This window comes from Clostridioides sp. ZZV14-6150, from assembly GCF_020657875.1.
GTDB lineage: Bacteria > Bacillota > Clostridia > Peptostreptococcales > Peptostreptococcaceae > Clostridioides.
Genome location: NZ_JAGWDA010000025.1, coordinates 1 through 21,450 on the forward strand (window position 1 = coordinate 1; position 21,450 = coordinate 21,450).

The following is a 21,450-nucleotide window of genomic DNA, read 5'->3' on the forward strand; positions in this document are numbered from 1 at the left end:
CAAAGTGAAATACATAAAATAACTAAATTGGATACTATCATGAAAGAAGTCTTACCTAATCCCATTGAAATATGGGATAAAGTGCGAGATGGTTATGTGTATTCAATATGTATAGACCTAAATAATAATATTATTAGTGGTAGTGCTGATAGAACAGTAAGAAAAATATCTCCAAGTGGAAATGAAATTTGGAGTTACAAAGGACATGGAGAGGGTGTATATTCAGTATGTGTAGATTTACAGAATAATACTATTAGTTGTAGTGCTGATATTACTTTGAGAAAATTGTCAACAAATGGTACTGAAATTTGGAGATTTACTGGGCATACAGGTACTGTACGTTCAGTATGTGTAGATTCACAAAATAATATAGTAAGTGGTTGTGCTGATGTTAAAGTAAGAAAAATATCATCAAATGGTACTGAAATTTGGAGATTTACTGGGCATACAAGTACTGTATGTTCAGTATGTGTAGATACTCAGAATAACATAATAAGTGGTAGTGGTGATAAAACTGTAAGAAAAATAACGACAGATGGAAATGAAATTTGGAAATTTACTGGACATACTGGTTATGTAAACTCAGTATGTGTAGATTCACAAGATAATATTTATAGTGGTAGTAGTGACAATACAGTGAGAAAAATAGCAACAGACGGAAATGAAATTTGGAGTTATAAAGGACATGCAGAGGAGATAAATTCAGTATGTGTGGATTCTCAAAATAATATATATAGCGGTGGAAATGATAATACCATTAGAAAAATATCTTCTGATGGAGCAGAAATTTGGAAATATTCAAACTACAAGGATTGGGTATTGAGTGTATGTATTGATTTAGAAAATAATATAATTACTGGAGATAGAAGTAGCTTAGTAAAAAAACTACAAAATACATATACAGTACAAAAAATAGCTTATTATAATTAAAAAAATAGGAGGAAATAAAGTGCAAAAATATTTAACAGGATTAGAACATAAAGAAGGAAGTATATATAAGGTGAATTTAATTCATAACATGCCTTTTGACCAAACATATGGATTAAATAAATCAGTTCAAGAATTAGAATTAAATGGAGTATTAGTTGATGAAGTAGTAGAAGCAGAGCAAAGAGAAGGTTTTGCATCTATTATGTATGTAGATAAGACAACAAAAGAGATTACATATGAGTATGTCGAAATACCATTGACACCAGAGCAGGAAGCATTAAAAAAGATTAAAGAATTAGAACAGGAAAATGCAAATATAAACTATAGTTTAATGATGGGAGGATTAATATAATGTTAGGATATGAAAAAATAAAATATTATTATGATAATAAAATGTGGACTAAGGAAATGGTTAAAAATTCAGTAGATAAGAATAAGATAACAGCAACAGAATATAAAGAAATTGTGGGAGAGGACTATATAGCATAGTTCTTTTTTTATTGAAAAAACTAAGGACTACATATAAATGTAGTCCTCCAAATAAAAAAGTAGGTGATAGCTTGTTAAATGAAGATGTGATAAAAAATATTAATAAATTAAATAATGAGCAGGATAACATTAACTTAGAACTTAGTAAGAAAGCGAGTAAGGAAGATTTAAACATATTAATACAATTATTAGAAAATAGTAAGAGATACACAATAAATTATAATATTAATTTGCCAGAAGGATATTCAAACGAAGATGTTACAGTACCAGATGACATGACAGTATTAGCTAATACAGAAGCAAGATTAGATTTACCAAGTAATACAGATTTAAATGAATATCGATTTAAAGGTTGGTCATTAGCTGAAAATGGAGATGTGATTGAAAGATGCATAGCTACAGATGACATCACTTTGTATGCTATCTGGTATAAATGTATAAATGTTATATATGAGCTGAATATTCCTAGTGATTTTCAAGGCATTCCTATTCCAACCATACCTATTGATAGTAATAAATATATTTTAGGGGATATAATTACTCTTTTACCATTAAACAATTATGATGAAAATAACAAAGAATATAATTATAAGTTTTGTGGTTGGTCATTAACTGAAAGTGGAGATGTAATTGAAAACGCTACTATAGAAAACGAGCATGTACAATCAGATGGCTTACATTTATATGCAGTTTGGAAAAAATATAGATATGTTACTTATAATGCCAATTTCCCACCAGAAGAATATCCTTTAAATAGAACGGGTGAAGTGCCTGTTGATGCAAATAGATATGTTGAAGGTGATATAGTTACTGTATTAAAAAATAGTGAAAATAATCCACTAGGTGGAGAGGAAGATAAAGACAAATTTTTAGGTTGGACTTCTAATATAGAAAAAGCTCAAATTCCTATATTAAAATCTGATGTAGAAGAAAATATTGTTATAGGTAAAGAAGATATAACATTATATGGTATGTGGGGAAAATATAGGATTGCATATGGTTCAAATTTTCCAGCTGGAACAGGTGTAAGTGGTCACCCACCAATTGACCAATATTCATATTTAACAGGTGCAAGTACAGTTACGTTATCTAATACAGGAAATTTAAATGCAGGTAGTTATGAACTCATAGGATGGTCAACTGTAAAAAATGATGAGTCAACTATGCTAAATTTTGGAGATAGAATAATGATTGATAAGAGTAATATTATCTTACAGGCATTTTGGAGAAAACTTTAAAATAACTTTTAAATCTAAAAAAGAAAATGAGAATTCAATTTACAGCATATTTATGTTTCCAAATATAATGTATAAGAATCATAATTTTAATTGAATTGTTACATGATAAGAGCCAATAAAAAGGCTCCTTTTTTATGTATATAGTTATTAATTGGTTATTTAAATTTTAATAAGGAGAGAAAAAAATGAATATTTATGATGGAAGATTGAACACTATCACAGCACTGATAGGAACGTATTTTACGTGGCTATTTGGAACTTGGGAGGAGGTATTAGCTATTCTGTTAACACTTATGTTGATAGACTATCTATTTGGAGTAATTAAAGGGTTTGTACTTAAAAAACTTTCTAGTAATGTAGGATTTAAAGGTATTGCAAAAAAAAGTGGAATACTGGTAATTGTGGCAGTAGCAGCATTATTAGACAGACTAATAAATAATGGAGATTGGATATTTAAGACATTAGTTTGCTATTTTTATATAGCAAATGAAGCATTAAGTATAACAGAAAATTGTGCAGCAATAGGTTTACCAATACCAAATAAAATTAAAGAAGCATTAGAACAACTTGGAAAGGAGAATAAATAAAATGAAGATAGGTGTAAATTGTGGACATACAAAGGTGGGAGCAGGTTCTGGAGCTATAGGAAAAATAAATGAATCAATAGAAACTAGAAATGTAGGATATAAAGTAATAGACAAACTAAAAAAACTAGGTAACAATGTAGTTGATTGTACTATAGATAAAGCATCTACACAATCTGAATGTTTATCTAAAATAACTGCACAAGCTAATAGACAGGATTTGGACTGGTTCATATCAATACATTTTAACGCTGGTGGTGGCAAAGGGTGCGAAGTTTACACATATAAAGGTAAACAGTATCAAGACGCTATAGATGTTTGTAAAAAAATCTCTGATTTAGGATTTACAAATCGAGGGGTAAAAGATGGAAGTGGATTATATGTAGTAAATAAAACTAAAGCAAAAAGCATGCTAATAGAAGTATGCTTCGTAGATACTGAAGATGCGAATAAATATTTAAGTTTAGGAGCTGATAAATTAGCAGCTGCGATAGTGGATGCAATAACAAAACATGTTAGTTCAGCAGAAGAAAATAATTATAATAGATACAAACATACAATAGTGTACAGCGGTGATGATAAAGTAGTAGCAGATTTATTAGGATTATATTACAAGAGAGAAAAAGAAAGTTATTTAGTTACAGACATAGAAAATTATAAACCACATAGAACACAAAATTTATATGTTGTGGGTGGTGGAGCTAGTAAAAAAATGGTGGAAATAGCTAAAAATACAGGTGAAAAGTTTACACAAATATACGATAGTGATGTTTGGGAAACAATTAAAAAAGCATTGCTATTTATAAAAAAGTAAGATATTAAGCATAACAATAAATACTATATCCAGATTCAACTCGAATATAATACATAATATTAGGAGGGTTACAATATGTTAGACATACAAAAATATCAGCTTTTCAATGGGGAATGTATTGAGGTAATGGAAACTATAAAAGACAAATCAATAGACTTAATTTTATGCGACCTTCCTTACGGAATGACTAATTGCAAATGGGATAGTATTATAAACTTAGAAGAGATGTGGAAACAATATAATAGAATAATAAAAAATAATGGAGCTATGGTTTTATTTTCAGCTCAACCATTTACAACTAAATTAATTGCATCTAATTTAAAAAATTATAAATATAGTTGGTACTGGATTAAAAATACAAAAACAGGATTTGCATTTTGTAAATATCAGCCTTTGCGATGTGTAGAGGATATAAATGTTTTTTATAAAAATGCACCATTATACACTCCTCAAGGTCTGAAAAAATTAGATAAACCAATTAAAAAAATAAGAAAAGATGGAGAACGAGAGAATATATATCATGGTGGTTTAAAAGGAAAAGAATATATACAAGAATACACAAATTATCCTAGTAATACATTATATTTTAATAAAGAAACTAAATGTATTCATCCAACGCAAAAACCAACTAGTCTATTAGAGTATTTAATAAAAACATATACTAGAGAAAATGATGTTATACTGGATAATTGTTTTGGAAGTGGTTCGACTGGTGTTGCATGTGCCAATACAAAAAGAAAATTTATTGGCATAGAACTAGATAAAAATTATTTTCAACAAGGTAAAAATAGAATAGAAAGAGCATACAAAGATAATTTATAAATAAAAAAGAAGGTAACAGTCAAAAGCTGTTACCTTCTTTTTTATGCTTAAATTTCACAATTAAGATGCTAGAAGTTAGCTATATAAAGTATTAAAGAAAGTTTTCTAAGTGTCTTAAAAACGATTTTAAAAGGTCTTTTTATAATAATATTTTTGTACTAATATACTATTACCATCTGGAGCAGGTAAATCAACATTACAAAAAATTCTAATTGGTATGATAACCAATTATGAAGGAAGTGTACTTGTAAATGGAATAGAAAGCAAAAAACATTCAAATAAATTTTATGAGAATATAGGAGTTGATTTTGAATTTCCTAGTTTATATGAAAAATTAACTGCAATAGAAAATTTAAAATACTTTGGTTCTTTATATTCTAAAAAATTACTACCAATTGGAGAACTACTAAAATCAGTAGGATTAGAAAATGAAGCAAATAAAAAAATATCGGAGTATTCAAAGGGGATGAAATCGAGATTAAATTTTATAAAAGCTTTATTACATAATCCAGATATATTATTTTTAGATGAGCCAACAAGTGGTCTTGACCCATCAAATAGTAAGATTATGAAAAATATGATTCTATCAGAAAAATCTAAAGGTAAAACTATTATTTTAACAACTCATAATATGTTGGATGCAACAGAACTTTGTGATAGGGTAGCATTCATTGTAAATGGGAAAATATCTGCATTAGGTACACCACATAATCTTATTATGTCAAAAGGTGCTGTTAAAATTAGATATACATATTTTGATAATGGAGAAAAAATTTCTGAATGTTTTTTAAGTGATACTAGTAACGACAAAAAATTAAATATGCTTATTAAGGAAAATAAGCTCTTATCAATACATAGTAGTGAACCAACATTAAATGATATTTTTATTGAGATAACAGGGAGGAATTTACAATGAGATTAAAAAATCTTATCTTAGGAGATATAAAGTTTCAATTTAAATATGGATTTTATTTTTTATATGTTGTTTTAAGTATTGTATATATTTGTTTGCTTAATGCATTTCCACCATTATTGAGAGAAAAGGTAGCTATAATTATGATTTATTCTGACCCAGCAGCAATGGGATTATTTTTTATGGGAGCAATTGTACTTCTTGAGAAGAGTCAAAGAGTTTTAAATTCTCTAGCGGTATCTCCAATAAAAATATCAGAATATATTTTATCAAAGGTGATTTCATTGTCAATGATATCTAGTATTGTAGCTATGGTAATTGCAATTACAGCAAATTTAAATAATATTTTGATAGTAATTATAGGAACCTTCTTTGCATCGATAATATTTTCATTACTTGGGCTTATATTTGCAAGTAGAGCATCAAGTTTAAATCAATTTATTGTTTTAACTATTCCTGCTGAGATTATCTGCTTTGTGCCACCAATAATTAATGTATTGATGGATTTAAATGTATTTACTAATTTGTATCCTTTCAATATATGTATTTCTCTGATTAGTGGAGATAAAAATTCTTTAGTAACTAATATATTAATTTTAATATTGATGACTATAATAGTTTATTTCATAACATATTATTTTGTTTGTAGTATTTGGAAAAAGGTAGGTGGTATAAAGTTATGATAAAAATTATTAATGCTTTTAGACAAGAATTTGAGCAAATAAAATGTGATGCTATGCTTTTTGTAGTATGCATTTCTCCAATATTATGTGGAGGTCTTATAAAATTTGGAATACCATTAATTCAGAATATATTAATTGATAGCTCTTATTATCAATTAACTTTAGAACCATATTTTTTAGTATTTGACTTGCTTTTAGCTTTCATAACACCTTTTATGTTCTTTTTTGCTTCTACTATGGTTATGTTAGGAGAAATTGATGATAATATTTCAAAGCACTTGATAATCACTCCTATTGGAAAAAGTGGTTATCTTATTTCAAGACTTGGAATACCAGCTATCCTAGCATTTGTCATTACAGTAATTTTATTATTAACTTTTTCGCTAACTAAAATTTCTTTTTTATTAAATTTAGCGATTTCTTTAGTAGCTTTGATGCAAGGAATTATTATATCAATATTAATAACTTCTTTATCATCAAATAAATTAGAAGGTATGGCACTTACAAAGTTATCAGGTCTTTTTATGTTAGGTATTCCAGCACCATTTTTTATTTTAAATAAAATACAGTATATTTTATTTTTCTTACCATCATTTTGGTTAGCAAAGGCATTTAAGGATAGTAACTACATATATATTTTTATCTCATTTATTGTATCATTAATTTGGATTGTTTTATTACTTAAAAAATTCAATAAAAAAATATCTAGTTAAATAGATTATTAAAATAAATGTAAGGTTGACTTGACATAAAAATTGGAAAATGTTACAGTTTAAATGTAAGGTTAACATTACATGAATGGAGTATATATGAAAAATAAAATCAAGGTATTAAGAGAAAAATTGGGGTTAACGCAAGAACAACTAGGAGAATTAGTAGGAACATCTAGGCAGGCTATAAATGCTATAGAGACTGGTAAAAATGAACCTTCAATATGGTTAGCATATGATATTTCAAGAGTTTTTAATGAACCAATTGAAAATATATTTTTATTTGAAGAGAGTGAGAGAAAATCAAGAGCTCAGACAAGTAGGGGGGAATATTATGGCTCTAAGAGAGATTAGAACTTTTGACGATGAAATTTTAAGAAAAAAGAGTAAGAATGTAGAAAAAGTAGATAATAAGATAAGAGACCTATTAAATGATATGGCAGAAACGATGTACAACACGCCAAATGGTGGGGGGTTAGCTGGGTGTCAAGTAGGAATATTAAAACGTTTAGTTGTTATAGATTTAGGAGAGGGACTTATTAAACTTGTTAATCCTGAAATTATTAAAGAAGAAGGAGAGCAAATTGTTGTTGAAGGTTGCTTAAGTTTTCCTGATGTATGGGGAAAATTAAAAAGACCTAAAAAAGTCACAGTTTCAGCTTTAGATGAGAATGGTGAGAAAATAACAATTAAAGGCTCAGGACTCATGGCAAAATGTCTTTGTCACGAGATAGACCATTTGAATGGCATAGTTTTTACAGATAAACTTATTGAACGTGTGAAACTATAATGTAATTTAAGTACTAAATTTAGAGAATATTTTATAGTGAGGAGTTAAATTATGAGATTATGGCATAAGGATTTAATTGATGTATTACCTAAAAATCAATTAGTAAGTCAATGGAGAGAACTATTCGCTATAAAAGGTTCTATAGAGAAAAAAGGTACTCCAAATCATCTATTAGTAAATAAAGTATTAAATTATAGTATAGATGAATTTAAATTTTATGCAAAAGTTATACATGATGAAATGGTGAAAAGGGGTTATAGACCTAATGAAACTAAGTTTATAGAAATGCTAAAATGGAATAATAACAATTTTTCAATGGATGTATCTGTATTACATAATCTAAATTTAGAAACTTTATATAGAGATTGGCATAATGAAGTATATTTAAAACAATGTCTATATAATTTAGAAGAAAAAGCAATGTGTGGAGGAATATCCATGAATGAATGGAATATATTACTTTGTAAATACGGTGATGACTATGACTTATGGTATGGTAATAGCTTACTTTAATTACTATAATTTAATATTATGGTATGATTAGATGTAAAGAGGTGATTGTTTGTATAATAAAGTAAAATATACTCCAATAAATTGTGAAACTGCTTGTAATAAACTAAAAAGAAGTATGCCGTATAAATGGGATTTAAATATTTATCGTGGTTGCGAACATGCATGTAAATATTGTTATGCTATCTATTCACATAAGTATATGAATTCTAGTAATTATTTTGAAGAAATTTATGTAAAAACAAATATAATAGAAAAACTTGAAAAACAATTGAGTAGTAGTAAATGGAATAGAGAAGTAATTAATATAGGGGGAGTGACAGATAGCTATCAGCCTATAGAAGCTGAGTATAAGATTATGCCAGAAATATTGAATCTATTAATCAAATATAAAACCCCAGCGATTATTTCTACAAAATCAGATTTAATTTTAAGAGATTATGATTTGATTGATAAATTATCTAGAATTACATATATTAACATAGCTTCTACAATTACAACAGTAGATGAAAAGACACAAAAGCTCATTGAACCGAATGGAGTAGATTCAATGAGAAGATTTAAAATGTTAAAGGAATTTAGAAAAACTAACGCTTCAGTTGGTCTTCATATTATGCCAATTATACCTTATATTACAGATAATTTTGATAATATAAATTCATTATTTAGATACGCAAAAGAAAGTAATGTACACTATGTGTTACCTGGAACTTTGTATTTAAGAGGTGTAACTAGAGGTGTTTTTTTTGACTTCATTAAAAAAGAATTTCCTGATTTATTTGATAAATTATCAATACTATATAGTACAGGTTCAGCAAATAAAGAATATAAAAATCAACTATATAAAATGGTTAATCAACTTAGAAACAAGTACTCTTTATCAAGTAGTTATGCCAAAATAATGAAAGAAAAATTAAAACATTCAGGCGATATTCAGTTGTCTTTTTTTGATTAATTTTATATATAATAAGGTACTTTTAAATTGACTATTATAAATTATCTAAACCAAAATTCATTGACAAATAAACATAAATAAATATATAATGTATCTATAAAATAAAAATATGAAAGGATGATGTTGTTCGGCGTACTTGATATCATAAAATCGTTGATGTAAGTATTGCTGGAAAAGAGTAGATAAAATCAAATTTAATAAGTAAACAAAATAAAGCGATAGTTTTATTGTTGTGCTTAAAAATATTTGGTTCTATTTTACTCTTATTTAAACTCATCTTTTTGAAGTTAAACCACAGAGTAGAATCTGTGGTTTTTTTGTTTTATAAATAAACTTTAAGGAGTGGTATGTTTTGTTAAACAAATTATGTATGTATTTAGAAAGACCAGAACTTTATAAGGAAAGTAAAGTTAATTTTTGGGATGATGAATATATCTCAAAACAGTTATTAAAAGCGCATTTAGATGTTGATTTTGAAGGAGCAAGTAGAAGTCTAGACTTTATTAATGATTCTGTAGATTGGATAGTTAAAGTTGCATCTCCAGATAAGTATCCAAATTTAATTGATTTAGGATGTGGACCAGGACTATATGCAGAAAGATTTGCACAGAAAGGTTATAAAGTAACTGGGATTGATTTTTCAAAGCGCTCTATTAATTATGCACAAAGTAGAAAAGAAGAGAAAAATCTAAATGTAACATATTTATTTCAAAGTTATTTAAATATGAATTACAGTGAAGAATTTGATATAGCTACTTTAATTTATTGTGATTATGGAGCTTTATCAACTAAAAGCAGATGTCTATTAATGGAGAATATTTACAAGAGTTTAAAACCTGGAGGAAAGTTGATATTAGATGTATTTACAGTAAATAAATACAATGATTTTAAAGAAGTTAAAACATGGGAAATAAATGAAAAAGGAGGATTTTGGAGTAGTGAAAGATATGTGTGTATACAAGATAATTGCAAATATAGTGATTACAATACATTAGAACAAACTCTTGTTATAACAGAAGGAAATGAAAATGTATTTTATATTTGGAATAAATACTTTTCAAAAGAGAGTTTTTTAGCAGAAATTAAAGATATTGGTTTTAAATCTATTGAATTTTTTAATAATGTCAAAGGTGAAGTATATTCTGATGATAGTATGACTATGGGATTAGTTTTACAAAAATAGTAAAAAAATGATGAATATGTTTAAATGAATAAAAATTTGAAATCTATAATAATATCACATAAGAAAAGTATATATATTGAAAGATGGACATTTTTATGTTATTTTTAATACATTATAAATTTGATTATATAAAAATAAAAGCAATATTTTTGTTATTATTTTTTATATAAAATTTATTTGAATATATTTTTTAACGGCATATGATATAAAATTTAATATATAGTTTAGAAGGATGTGGTATTAGTGTTAGAGATTCAAGGGAAATACAATAAAGCAAAAATATTTACAGATAATGTAGACAGTACAACAATAAGTCAAATAATAGAACTATGTAATCAGGAATTTACAACAAAATCTAAGATAAGAATAATGCCAGATTGTCATGCAGGTTCTGGCTGTGTAATAGGTACTGTAATGACAATACAAGATAAAATCGTTCCAAATCTTGTTGGAGTAGATATAGGGTGTGGGGTTATATGTGTAAATCTGGGTAAAGTTGATTTGGATTTAAAACAGATAGATGATTTTATAAGAAAAAAAATATCTCATGGATTTAATATAAACAAATATAGTAAAGCAAACTATAAAAAAGAGATAGAATCATTATATTGTATAAAAGGTATAGGAAAAGCTACAGAGGAATATAATCGAGCTATTGGAAGCCTTGGAGGGGGAAATCATTTTATTGAGTTAAATGAAGATAGTGAAAAAAATAAATATTTAATAATACACTCTGGTAGTAGAAATCTTGGTAATAGGGTAGCAAAATACTACCAAAAAAAAGCTTATGATTACTATATTAGAATTAGTAATAACTTTGAGGAAGATAGTAAAAGACTTGTTGAGCAGTACAAAAAGGAAAATAGAGAAGAAGAAATTCAGGATGCATTAATATCGCTTAAAAAAGAACATAACTTTACTCCTAAAATACCAAAAGATTTATGTTATTTAGAAGGCAAATTAATGGAAGATTATTTTCATGATATGGATATTATACAAAAATATGCTGAATTAAACAGAAATACAATGGCTAAAAGAATAATTGAAGAATGTATAGGTCTTAAATTTAATGATTTAGACCATTTTCAAACTATACATAATTATATAGAAATTGAAAACAGAATACTAAGAAAAGGAGCTATAGCATCATATGAAGGAAGAAAGTTATTGATTCCTATAAATATGAGAGATGGTGTTATCTTGGGAGTAGGAAAAGGAAATTTAGATTGGATTAATTCTGCACCTCATGGAGCAGGACGTATACTTTCAAGGGGAGAAGCCAAAAGAAGTATAAATATGAAAGATTATGAAGAATCTATGAAAAATATATTTACAACGAGTGTAAATATTAAAACCATTGATGAAGCACCTCAAGCGTATAAGCCAATTGGTGAGATTGTAGAAAATATAAGAGAAACAGTTGACATAATTAATATATTGAAACCAATTTATAATTTTAAGTCAAATTAACAATTTGGAAGATTAAGAAAATACAGTAATCTTAATCTATATAAAAAAATAAAATTTATAAAAAAGGAGTACAAAAAATAGTACTCCTTTTTTATATAGAGGTTCAGAAATAAGGATTAATAATTATCTTATATATACTAGCAATAAAAAAAGACCCTCAAAAGAGTCTTTCCCGAAAAATCTATATATTATAATATAGTTATATTTTCTGCTTGAGGACCTCTAGCACCTTTAACTATATCAAAGCTTACTTGTTGACCTTCTTCTAATGATTTAAATCCTGAAGTTTGTATAGCTGAGAAATGAGCAAATACATCATCTCCACCTTCCATTGATATAAAACCAAATCCTTTTTCATTATTAAACCATTTCACTATTCCATTATTCATTAAAAATACTCCTATTAACCTGTATCAAGATATACTTGATTTAATTGTGTATTACCACAAATACTATTGTATCATAGATTAATAGAAATGTCTATGTAATTGTATTTTTTAGTTAACATTTTTGGTTATTCTTAATATTAAAAATATATTTAAGAGTTTTGTATTACTATATATTAATATAAATGTAGATAAAACTAAAAAGGGTTCTTCTAGAAAACAAAATCTATTTAATTATACTTACTTACCAATACCATCACTTGATGTAAGCAATTTTCTACTACATTTTCTCCGTACTCTAGTATAAAATCATCTAATTGTGTATCTATAAAATCACAATAATCATATGAACTACCAATATAAGCAGTTAACATATGTGTACATCTATCCATTTTATCTCTAAACATATATTATTATCCCCCTAAAAAACTTTCATAAAAACAAAAAGAACAATATCTTTTTGGCAACTGGCTGACATAACTTATAAGATATTTTACAAGTCTTAGTCCCTATAGCTTTGCGTCACTAAATTTCTCTAGTTTTGCCGATTTAGTTTTATTCTACAATTTAATAATACAACGAAATCAGTTATTATTCAACATCATTGTTTGAAAATTTGAAAATTGAATAAATTTATAAATATGAATGTCGTTTTATTTTAGAAAAAATAATCTAAAAATGTAGAGTATATAGAAAAATTTACCTGTAGTTTTTGTATAAAAAAGCTCCTATTATTAATTTAAGCTAGATTGAATTTGAGGAAGTGACATAAAATGGAGCAACAAGAGGTAGTAGAGAAACTGCACAGAGGGGAATTGATGCTGATGGAATATATGTGGAGTAAAAAATCTATTCTATCTAAAAAAGAAAATAGTAAGTTTTAAATCAAACTATGATGTGCTAGTAATTAAAAAAGAATATTTAAGTGCTAGAAAAGAAGAAAGGTGTATAAGTAAAGATAATAACTTTTTCATACGAATATTTACAACTATACATAAAAGAAATAATACAATAGAAGAAAAATTAAAAAGATTCATAAAAAATATGCAAAATATAGTAAAAAGATAACTCTGTTTATATAGAAAGAAGGAATATATTATGTTGAATAAAAAATTACCAGATGCGGAATTAAAATTGATGAAAAATATTTGGAATTCGGGATATAAAACTGTAATATCTAAAGACGTTGCAGATGAAATGGAGGAAAAATATGGTTGGAAACATACAACTACAATTACACTTTTAGCGAGGCTAAGTAAAAAAGGTTTTTTAATATCCCAGAGAATTGGAAAACATGTACACTATACAGTATTAGAAAAAGAAAAAGAAAAAGAATATCTAAAACTAGAAGGTAAAAGAATTTTTGGAGGTTTGCATAACAATCCCCTGTCAGAGTTAATTTCAAAACTACATAATAAAGAGGAAATAACTGAAGAAAAAATAATAGAAATAGGAGATTGGATAAAAAGTTGGCAAGAAGAAGATTAATATATATTAAAAGGTAGCTACTAATATAATTGCTACCTTTTTATTGTTGTGGATAAAATTGTGGGTAAACTATGGAAAACTTATGTAAAATTTGTGGATAAAATATTTTACTGACATTTAACTGACAAAAGGATTAAAATGAAAAATAAAAATGTTGAAAAAACAATACTTACAAACACTTAAAAGCCTATAAGAACTATTCAATTATAAAATAAATCTTTAGATATTTCTTAAAGATAAACTTGACAATTGAGAAGCAAGGACATAATATGTATAGTAACTAAACAGTAATGAAACTAAACACATAGAGGTGAAAGTATGAGAGATTATTCTAAACTAATTACACTGATGGAACGTATTATTCACAAATACAATCAATGGGAGGATAAAAAACGAACTTATGGAACAGAGCTTTTATTGTCAAAATCAGAAATTCATACAATAGCAGCTGTTGGTAATAATCCTGGGATAAATATTACATCTCTTGCAGATACTTTAGGTATTACAAAAGGCGCAGCTTCTCAGATGATTTATAAACTAGTAGATAAAGGGACGGTGGTAAAAAAAGTATCTCCTGATTCTGATACAGAAGTAGTTTTGAGCCTTACAGATGATGGAATGAAAAATTATAAAGCTCATCAAGAGTATCATAAGCAAACTAATGATGAATCACTCAAACTGTTAGATGATATGCCAGAACCTTTTTATGAATATATGCTGAGTTATTTTTCTGCTTTTGAAGAAAGTATTGATAAAAAACTAGAAGAAAATTAAGTGATATATGTGAAAAAATTGCTATCGTAGAGGGTAGCAATTATTTTTAAAAATATGTTTAGTAACTATACTGTATTGAAACAAAACAATTGAAAGGATGATTGGTATGGATGGAAATCAAAAAAGAATCTATCTTTTAGAAAAAGAAGATGTAAGGAAATCACTGTTAAAATTAGGAATGCCTACTATGATAGGGATGGTAGTATCAGCATTATATAATATTGTTGATGCTTTCTTTGTAGGTCGTTTGGGTACACTGCAAACTGCTGCAGTATCCTTAGTATATCCATTAACTATGGTTGGTACTGGAATAGGGCTGCTTTTTGGAAGTGGTGCAGGTTCTTATATTTCAAGGCTTCTTGGTAAAAAAGAATATGAGGAAGTAAAGATTTGTAGTAGTATAGCTTTCTTTTCAGGTATATTTTTAATCGCTGTTTTGGTTACAATTATGCTATTATTTTTTAATCCTCTTATGAATTCTTTAGGGGCAACAGATAACACACTTTATTATGTAAGAGAATATGGTTTGATATATATTTTGGGGCTTATATTCAATGTTTTCAATATAATGATGAATAATATGATAGTTGCAGAAGGGAGTTCTTCATTTAGTATGACTGCTATGTTGTTTGGTGGATTGACAAACTTCATATTAGACCCAGTTTTAATCTTTGGATGTCATATGGGAGTTTCTGGTGCTGCTATTGCAACATTAATTTCACAACTTGTCTCTACTTCATTTTATGGGTTTTATATTTTAAAATGGCATACATTTTTGAAAATTTCTTTTAGTTATTTTAAAATCAAGCGTACTATTTACATAGAGATTTTCAAGATAGGTCTACCAGTTTGTTTCTTTCAATTTTTGACTGGTGGCGCTGTGAGTTTAACTAATATTGTTGCCAAACCATTTGGAGAAGCTGCCATTGCTACTATGGGAATTGTTAATCGCCTTATGTCTTTGGAATCCAATGCTTTGTATGGTTTTTTAAAAGGTTATTCTCCTCTGGTTGGATATAACTATGGTGCAGGAAAAATAGATAGAGTTGAAAGAGCTACTAAGACAGCAATATATTGGAGTACTGCTATAAATGTATTGTTTGGAATTTTGTGCATTTTATTTTCAAAGCAATTTATTTATGTATTTAATCAAGAATCAGTTAAAGTATTGGAAATTGGAAGAACTGCTTTAATTGTTGATGCTATTTCATTTATGACATTAGGGGTTCAAATTGTCATAGGAAATTACTTTTTAGCAATTGGAAAGGCAAAACAAGGTGGTATGTTAAGTATATGTCGTCAAGGTTTACTGTTCATTCCATTTCTGCTGATTTTCACAAACTTATGGGGTATGACAGGTCTTATTGCAACTCAATTGGTAGCAGATGTATGTGCAACAATTATTACTGTCATAATGTGGTTTAAAGAAAAGTCACTGCAATTAGTATAGAAGAGATTTTGTCACAAAAGAAAATAATGTTGAAATATTGATAAGTAGGCATTTTATTTTTATATGTCAATAAATCATTATCAAAAGTAGATAAATATATTATATAGATTCATAAGAAATAGTAATTTGTTTTGATTATTTAAATATGAGATAATATGAATGTATTCCTAACTTTAAATTAGAAAGAAGGTATGAATAATGAAATATTATGTAGTTGATGCATTTACAAATAGATTATTTAAAGGAAATCCTGCTGGTGTCTGCGCTCTTGAAAAGAGATTATCATTAGAATTAATGCAGAAAATAGCAACAGAGAATAATCTTCCAGAAACAGCTTTTGTAGTTGAAAATGATGGAAATTATGATTTACGATGGTTTACACCTAAAGCAGAAATTGATTTATGTGGTCATGCAACTTTAGCCGCAGCTTATGTTATATCCAATTTTATTGATATAGATATTCAGAAAATTTGTTTTTTTACTCAAAGCGGAAATCTTGAAGTTACACGAAATGGAAATCTATATGAAATGATATTTCCAAACAGAGAACCTGTTGAAATTGAATTATCATTACAACAACGTAGTTTAATAGGTTGTACACCAGTGGCTATCTACTCTTCAAGAGATTTAATATTGTTACTAAATAATGAACAAGAAGTTATAGACTATACACCTAATTATCAAGATTTAAGTAAATTAACAGATTGGTTAGGTGTTATAATTACATCACAAGGAACTGATACAGATTTTGTCTCTCGATATTTTTGTCCAGAATTAGACTCAGAAGACCCTGTTACAGGTTCATCTCATTGTAGTCTCATACCATATTGGGCTGAAAAGTTGGGAAAAGATAAAATGATAGCATCACAACTTTCTAATCGTGGTGGTATTATTCAGTGTGAATTATTAAGGGATAATGTTGTAAAAATTTCTGGGGAAGTAGCTTTATTTATGCATGGAGAAATAATGTATAATATTTAAAGAAAAATAGTTAGAGTTGTTAATAGCAATAATAAAGAAGATAAATTTATGTCAACATTGACAAATTAAAATAAAAAAGTTAGTATTTAATTGACGAAGATAAAAACACAGTCTGGTTGGTAGTCCAGACGCAGCAATTGCTGTCAGTAACCTGCCTCCTTGGTTGTCCATTCTTTAGAAATAAAGTAAATAAATAGGAGGAACTAGCAATGGATAATGTTAGTGGAAAATTAACAGTCTTATTTGAAGAACCGTTTTGGATAGGTGTATTCGAAAGACAAGATAGTAAAAAATATGAGGTGTGTAGGGTAGTTTTTGGAGCAGAACCAAAGGATGTAGAAGTATATGAATTCATACTTGAAAAGTTCTTTTCATTAAATTTTGGAAGCATTAAATTGGAGAAAAATGTATCTAAAGATAACATTGGATACAAAAGGATGCAGAGAAAAGTAAAAAAAGAACAGGCTAAAGAAACTATAGGAACTAAAGCACAAAATGCTCTTAAGCTTCAATATGAAGAAAGAAAACAAGATAAAAAAATCCTATCTAAATCTAGAAAAGAAGAAGAAAAAGAAAGACTTTTTAATTTGAAACAAGAGAAAAGAAAAGCCAAACATAAAGGTCATTAATCTAATTGGTTGGATTTTTATGAATTGCTAGATAAAAGGTGTATAAAATTAAAAATTTTATACACCTTAAATTATTAATAAAGATAGAATTATTATATTTAAAAATCACTTTAAAGCATATAAAAATATAATAATAACAGTTGTAGTAATATTATAAATGGTATCCCAAGTGTAAATTTAATATGCTTAGTTTTATGTCTAAAAGAATACATTCCAATGATAGAACCTATGCTACCCCCAATTATTGCTATGGTAATAAGGGTAGCTTCTTTTATTCTCCATTTATTTTTTATTGCTTTTTTCTTATCAATATACATTGAAGAGAAACCAATAATATTAATAATTATAAAATATATAGAAATCAAATTTTTCACAATATTACCTCCGTAAGACGTATAATAAAAATATATTATACATTATAAATCAAGAATATTTTTTTTAAAAGCCTAATCTACAATTACTATATATAAAATATTTCATAAGAAGTAATATTATATTAATTGGAAAATTTTAAAAAATTAAACAATTGCTAAAATAGGGGGTATATTTATAAGACATAAAGTGATAAAATTTACTTAGAAAATAATGTAAAATAACAGGAGGACAAGGCAAAATGAAATTCATAGTAGAAAAAGAAGTATTTGATAAATTAGAAAATGTATGTTTTGGTGTAGTAGTTGCAAAAGGAATAGACAATACTAAAGAAATTGAAAGAATAAATAATCTTTTAGATATAAGTATAGACAGAGTAGAAGAGTACTTTAAAGATAAAAAGGTAAAAGAAGCAGAAGAAATTATACCATATAGAGAAGCATTTAGAAGTCTAGGAATGAATCCAAATAAATTTATGAGTTCGATAGAAGCAATGACAACAAGAGTTGCTAAAAATAAAAAACTTCCACATATAAATCCTATTGTAGACTTAGGAAATTCTATTTCATTAAAATATCTACTTCCAATGGGTGCACATGATATGGATTTTAGAGATGATGATGTATTTGTTAGATTTTCAAAAAAAGGGGATAAATTTATTCCATTTGGAGAAACTGAAGTTGAGTTGATGGAAGAAGGAGAATTAATTTATTCTGTTGGAGATATGGTAAAAACTAGAAGATGGATATGGAGACAAGGTGAAGAAGGGAAAATTACAAGTAGTTCAAAAAATATATTTTTCCCTATAGATGGTTTTACTGATGCAAATTTAGATAAAGTAATGAGTGCAAGAGAAGAATTAGCAAAATTATTGAAAGAAATATTTGATTGTGAAATTAAAGTAGGGTTCATAGATAAAGATAACTTAGAAATGGAAATATAAGAAACTGTATCCAATACTTATTTTAAATTATTATGTATATAATTACTTAAAGGTATTTAAATAAAGAGAGGTCGTAATAAATTTGAAAAAAACTATAATAAAGAATATAAATCCATTGGTTGAAAGTAAGTTTATGGGACTTTTTGAAATTGAGTATAAAAATAAGCTAGATGAAGATAAGGTATGGATGGTAGCATCAAGGAAAAGCAGTGAGCAATTAAAAAGTATTTATCTTGAAAATAAGGCAGATAGTGCAGATGCAGTCGCAATAGTAGGTCTTCATAAAAGTAGCAAAAAATTAATTTTAATAAAACAATTTAGAGTACCTATTAATGGATATATATACGAATTGCCAGCGGGTCTTATTGATAAGGGTGAATCTATAGATATTTCTGTTGAAAGAGAACTTAGAGAGGAAACTGGGCTTACTCTTTTAGAAATTCAAAAAAATAAGAGTAATGAGAAAGTCTATCTATCTCCTGGTATGAGTGATGAATCGATTGCATTTGTTTACTGTATATGTGATGGTAATATAACTGATGAATTTTTAGAACCAGATGAAGATATTGAAGCTATTTTAGTTTCACAAGATGAAGCAAAAGAAATTTTACAGAGTAATCATAAGATAGATACAAAAGCATTTTTAATTTTACAAATGTTTGTAAGTTTAGGAACTAAATTATTTGAATAATTATACAGAAAAGAGATTGTATTATGTGAGTGAGTAAAGTATAAAAATTTATTTTATTCATATAATGATATAATCTCTTTTTTATTTTATTTTTTTAAGCTGTAAAGTAATCAATACAAAAACATACAAGGATTATTTTTAGGTAATCTTTATATGTTTTTGTATTGAGAGATAATCTTTTAATACATATTGTATTTTCAAATGTAAATATAGTTTAAAAATTCAAAAAAATGGTGGTGAAATATGTCCCAAGGGACATTGGGCAAAATACGTCCCTCTAGCCTATTTATATTAAAAAGTATATACTAAATAAGGGTCAAAAGAGATAAAAATGATACACTAATTGTCTTTTGATAATAAAAAAACACAGAATTTAATTATTTAATCTAGAAAAAGTATTGAACAAATGAATTATTTAGTGTACAATAATCATGTAAAAACATAGTAATGGAGGGAGACATTTCATAATGAAAATTAAGGTAGGAATGAACGGATTTGGAAGAATAGGAAGAGCTGTGTTGAGAATAGCTCAAGAAGAATTAGGAGATAATATAGAAATTGTAGCCATAAATGCAAGAGCAACAACAGAGTCTTTGGCACATTTATTTACATATGATTCATGTTACGGAACTTTTAGAGGTGAGGTAGAAGCAAAGGATGAAGATACACTAATAGTAAACTCTAAAGAAATAAAAATACTGAGATATAATGACCCAGAAGAATTACCATGGAAAGAATTAGGGGTTGATATAGTTATAGAATCAACAGGATTATTTACACAAAGAGAAAAAGCAGAAAAACACATTAAAGCAGGCGCAAAAAAAGTAATAATAACAGCTCCAGGAAAAAATGAAGATATAACTATAGTTGTTGGAGTTAATGAAGAACAATATGATAATGAAAAGCATAATATAATCTCAAATGCATCTTGTACTACAAATTGTCTAGCACCATTTGCTAAAGTATTGGACGAAAAATTTGGTATAGTAAAAGGTTTAATGACTACTGTACATTCATATACTAACGATCAAAGAATATTAGATAAGAGCCACAAAGACTTGAGAAGAGCGAGAGCAGCGGCTGAATCTATAATACCTACCACTACAGGAGCAGCAAAAGCTGTGTCAAGAGTATTACCACAATTAGAAGGAAAATTAAATGGTTTTTCACTTAGAGTGCCAACACCAACAGTTTCACTTGTTGATTTAGTATGTGAACTTAAAGAAAACGTTACAGCTGAGCAAGTGAATTCTGTATTAAAAGAAGCTGCTGAAGGAGAATTAAAGGGTGTTTTAGGATACTGTGACAAACCACTTGTTTCTATAGATTACAGAGGCGATTCAAGATCATCTATCATAGATGCTCTGTCCACAATGGTTATAGAGGACAATATGGTCAAAGTAGTTTCATGGTATGATAATGAATGGGGATATTCTTCAAGAACTGTTGATTTGGTAAAATATATAGCTGAAAAATTAAAATAGTACATAACTTAAAAAAAGTTTTGAAAAAATTTTATAAAAATAAAAGAAAGATTATGAAAAATATTGAAGGAAAAAATTTTTCATAATCTTTTTTGGTTCATGTAAAAGATACAAGTTACAACTTGTTAGTGGATATTAGGTCGTTAGAGTGGGATATGTCT

The 21,450-nt window shown here is 27.2% G+C and carries 27 protein-coding genes, 1 pseudogene and 1 riboswitch; of the genes and pseudogenes, 25 read left to right on the plus strand and 3 right to left on the minus strand.

What is annotated here, in order from left to right:
* The 16 genes and pseudogenes from KGF41_RS19175 to KGF41_RS19250 all read left to right on the plus strand — a co-directional run.
* The coding region (locus tag KGF41_RS19175) for a PQQ-binding-like beta-propeller repeat protein (RefSeq protein ID WP_227857062.1) at positions 1–930 on the plus strand (930 nt) is incomplete at its 5' end.
* A gap of 19 nt (positions 931–949) precedes the next feature.
* Positions 950–1,282, plus strand: a complete 333-nt coding sequence (locus KGF41_RS19180) for a hypothetical protein (RefSeq protein WP_227841707.1) — start codon at positions 950–952, stop codon at positions 1,280–1,282.
* On the plus strand, positions 1,282–1,419 hold the full coding sequence (locus tag KGF41_RS19185; protein WP_227841706.1) for an XkdX family protein: 138 nt from the start codon (positions 1,282–1,284) through the stop codon (positions 1,417–1,419). Before KGF41_RS19180 ends, KGF41_RS19185 begins: the two co-directional genes overlap by 1 nt.
* Before the next feature lie 11 nt (positions 1,420–1,430).
* Positions 1,431–2,657: an InlB B-repeat-containing protein gene (locus KGF41_RS19190; protein ID WP_227857063.1), complete on the plus strand. Its 1,227-nt coding sequence runs from the start codon at positions 1,431–1,433 to the stop codon at positions 2,655–2,657.
* Positions 2,658–2,842: 185 nt separating this feature from the next.
* Positions 2,843–3,244, plus strand: coding sequence for a phage holin family protein (locus KGF41_RS19195; protein ID WP_227832679.1), 402 nt, complete (start codon positions 2,843–2,845; stop codon positions 3,242–3,244).
* 1 nt (position 3,245) lies between these two features.
* Positions 3,246–4,055 (plus strand): N-acetylmuramoyl-L-alanine amidase, encoded by an 810-nt coding sequence (locus KGF41_RS19200; protein ID WP_227841704.1) that lies wholly within the window; start codon positions 3,246–3,248, stop codon positions 4,053–4,055.
* A gap of 75 nt (positions 4,056–4,130) precedes the next feature.
* Positions 4,131–4,877, plus strand: coding sequence for a site-specific DNA-methyltransferase (locus KGF41_RS19205; protein ID WP_227841703.1), 747 nt, complete (start codon positions 4,131–4,133; stop codon positions 4,875–4,877).
* A 172-nt stretch (positions 4,878–5,049) separates the two neighbouring features.
* A pseudogene (locus KGF41_RS19210) lies at positions 5,050–5,793 on the plus strand (ABC transporter ATP-binding protein); the annotation flags it as partial.
* Positions 5,790–6,473: an ABC transporter permease gene (locus KGF41_RS19215; protein WP_227857064.1), complete on the plus strand. Its 684-nt coding sequence runs from the start codon at positions 5,790–5,792 to the stop codon at positions 6,471–6,473. The pseudogene KGF41_RS19210 and the gene KGF41_RS19215, both read left to right, overlap by 4 nt.
* Positions 6,470–7,186 (plus strand): ABC transporter permease, encoded by a 717-nt coding sequence (locus KGF41_RS19220; RefSeq protein WP_227828480.1) that lies wholly within the window; start codon positions 6,470–6,472, stop codon positions 7,184–7,186. Before KGF41_RS19215 ends, KGF41_RS19220 begins: the two co-directional genes overlap by 4 nt.
* A gap of 81 nt (positions 7,187–7,267) precedes the next feature.
* Positions 7,268–7,537, plus strand: a complete 270-nt coding sequence (locus KGF41_RS19225; RefSeq protein WP_413840974.1) for a helix-turn-helix transcriptional regulator — start codon at positions 7,268–7,270, stop codon at positions 7,535–7,537.
* Positions 7,518–7,973: a peptide deformylase gene (gene def / locus KGF41_RS19230; protein ID WP_227857065.1), complete on the plus strand. Its 456-nt coding sequence runs from the start codon at positions 7,518–7,520 to the stop codon at positions 7,971–7,973. The genes KGF41_RS19225 and def overlap by 20 nt, the downstream gene beginning before the upstream one ends.
* Positions 7,974–8,024: 51 nt before the next feature.
* Positions 8,025–8,486 (plus strand): pyrimidine dimer DNA glycosylase/endonuclease V, encoded by a 462-nt coding sequence (locus tag KGF41_RS19235; protein WP_227828483.1) that lies wholly within the window; start codon positions 8,025–8,027, stop codon positions 8,484–8,486.
* Between the two features lie 49 nt (positions 8,487–8,535).
* Positions 8,536–9,438, plus strand: coding sequence for a radical SAM protein (locus tag KGF41_RS19240; RefSeq protein WP_227850407.1), 903 nt, complete (start codon positions 8,536–8,538; stop codon positions 9,436–9,438).
* Positions 9,439–9,790: 352 nt separating this feature from the next.
* The gene (locus KGF41_RS19245) at positions 9,791–10,621 is read left to right on the plus strand and encodes a class I SAM-dependent methyltransferase (protein WP_227857066.1); all 831 of its coding nucleotides are present in this window, start codon (positions 9,791–9,793) and stop codon (positions 10,619–10,621) included.
* A gap of 243 nt (positions 10,622–10,864) precedes the next feature.
* Positions 10,865–12,091, plus strand: coding sequence for an RtcB family protein (locus KGF41_RS19250; RefSeq protein ID WP_227857067.1), 1,227 nt, complete (start codon positions 10,865–10,867; stop codon positions 12,089–12,091).
* A 188-nt stretch (positions 12,092–12,279) separates the two neighbouring features.
* Here the strand turns inward: KGF41_RS19250 and KGF41_RS19255 are convergent, their stop codons facing one another.
* Both KGF41_RS19255 and KGF41_RS19260 read right to left on the minus strand, forming a co-directional pair.
* Positions 12,280–12,480, minus strand: a complete 201-nt coding sequence (locus tag KGF41_RS19255; RefSeq protein WP_131044449.1) for a cold-shock protein — start codon at positions 12,478–12,480, stop codon at positions 12,280–12,282.
* Between the two features lie 227 nt (positions 12,481–12,707).
* On the minus strand, positions 12,708–12,884 hold the full coding sequence (locus KGF41_RS19260; RefSeq protein ID WP_227435413.1) for a hypothetical protein: 177 nt from the start codon (positions 12,882–12,884) through the stop codon (positions 12,708–12,710).
* Positions 12,885–12,936: 52 nt separating this feature from the next.
* A riboswitch (cyclic di-GMP riboswitch) is annotated at positions 12,937–13,033 on the minus strand.
* 341 nt (positions 13,034–13,374) lie between these two features.
* Between KGF41_RS19260 and KGF41_RS19265 the strand changes: the two genes are divergently transcribed.
* The 6 genes from KGF41_RS19265 to KGF41_RS19290 all read left to right on the plus strand — a co-directional run bounded on the left by KGF41_RS19265 (position 13,375) and on the right by KGF41_RS19290 (position 17,799).
* Positions 13,375–13,545, plus strand: coding sequence for a hypothetical protein (locus KGF41_RS19265; protein WP_227828487.1), 171 nt, complete (start codon positions 13,375–13,377; stop codon positions 13,543–13,545).
* 30 nt (positions 13,546–13,575) lie between these two features.
* Entirely contained in the window at positions 13,576–13,965 is a 390-nt protein-coding gene (locus tag KGF41_RS19270) for a BlaI/MecI/CopY family transcriptional regulator (RefSeq protein WP_227857068.1), read from the plus strand.
* Between the two features lie 318 nt (positions 13,966–14,283).
* Complete coding sequence (locus tag KGF41_RS19275; protein WP_227857069.1) at positions 14,284–14,739, plus strand: MarR family winged helix-turn-helix transcriptional regulator; 456 nt, start codon at positions 14,284–14,286, stop codon at positions 14,737–14,739.
* Between the two features lie 106 nt (positions 14,740–14,845).
* The gene (locus KGF41_RS19280; RefSeq protein ID WP_227857070.1) at positions 14,846–16,189 is read left to right on the plus strand and encodes an MATE family efflux transporter; all 1,344 of its coding nucleotides are present in this window, start codon (positions 14,846–14,848) and stop codon (positions 16,187–16,189) included.
* 198 nt (positions 16,190–16,387) lie between these two features.
* On the plus strand, positions 16,388–17,170 hold the full coding sequence (locus KGF41_RS19285) for a PhzF family phenazine biosynthesis protein (protein ID WP_227857071.1): 783 nt from the start codon (positions 16,388–16,390) through the stop codon (positions 17,168–17,170).
* A gap of 209 nt (positions 17,171–17,379) precedes the next feature.
* Positions 17,380–17,799, plus strand: a complete 420-nt coding sequence (locus KGF41_RS19290; RefSeq protein WP_227828492.1) for a YjdF family protein — start codon at positions 17,380–17,382, stop codon at positions 17,797–17,799.
* A 110-nt stretch (positions 17,800–17,909) separates the two neighbouring features.
* Here KGF41_RS19290 and KGF41_RS19295 read toward each other — a convergent pair whose 3' ends face one another.
* Positions 17,910–18,173: a DUF1294 domain-containing protein gene (locus KGF41_RS19295; RefSeq protein ID WP_227828493.1), complete on the minus strand. Its 264-nt coding sequence runs from the start codon at positions 18,171–18,173 to the stop codon at positions 17,910–17,912.
* A gap of 239 nt (positions 18,174–18,412) precedes the next feature.
* On the opposite strand from KGF41_RS19295, the gene KGF41_RS19300 reads away from it, so the two are divergent.
* The 3 genes from KGF41_RS19300 to gap all read left to right on the plus strand — a co-directional run bounded on the left by KGF41_RS19300 (position 18,413) and on the right by gap (position 21,289).
* On the plus strand, positions 18,413–19,114 hold the full coding sequence (locus KGF41_RS19300) for a B3/4 domain-containing protein (protein ID WP_227828494.1): 702 nt from the start codon (positions 18,413–18,415) through the stop codon (positions 19,112–19,114).
* Positions 19,115–19,196: 82 nt separating this feature from the next.
* On the plus strand, positions 19,197–19,805 hold the full coding sequence (locus tag KGF41_RS19305; RefSeq protein ID WP_227828495.1) for an NUDIX hydrolase: 609 nt from the start codon (positions 19,197–19,199) through the stop codon (positions 19,803–19,805).
* 467 nt (positions 19,806–20,272) lie between these two features.
* Positions 20,273–21,289 carry a type I glyceraldehyde-3-phosphate dehydrogenase gene (gene gap, locus KGF41_RS19310; RefSeq protein WP_227840967.1) on the plus strand — a complete coding sequence of 339 codons (1,017 nt, stop codon included), beginning with the start codon at positions 20,273–20,275 and terminating at the stop codon, positions 21,287–21,289.
* Positions 21,290–21,450: the final 161 nt, after the last annotated feature.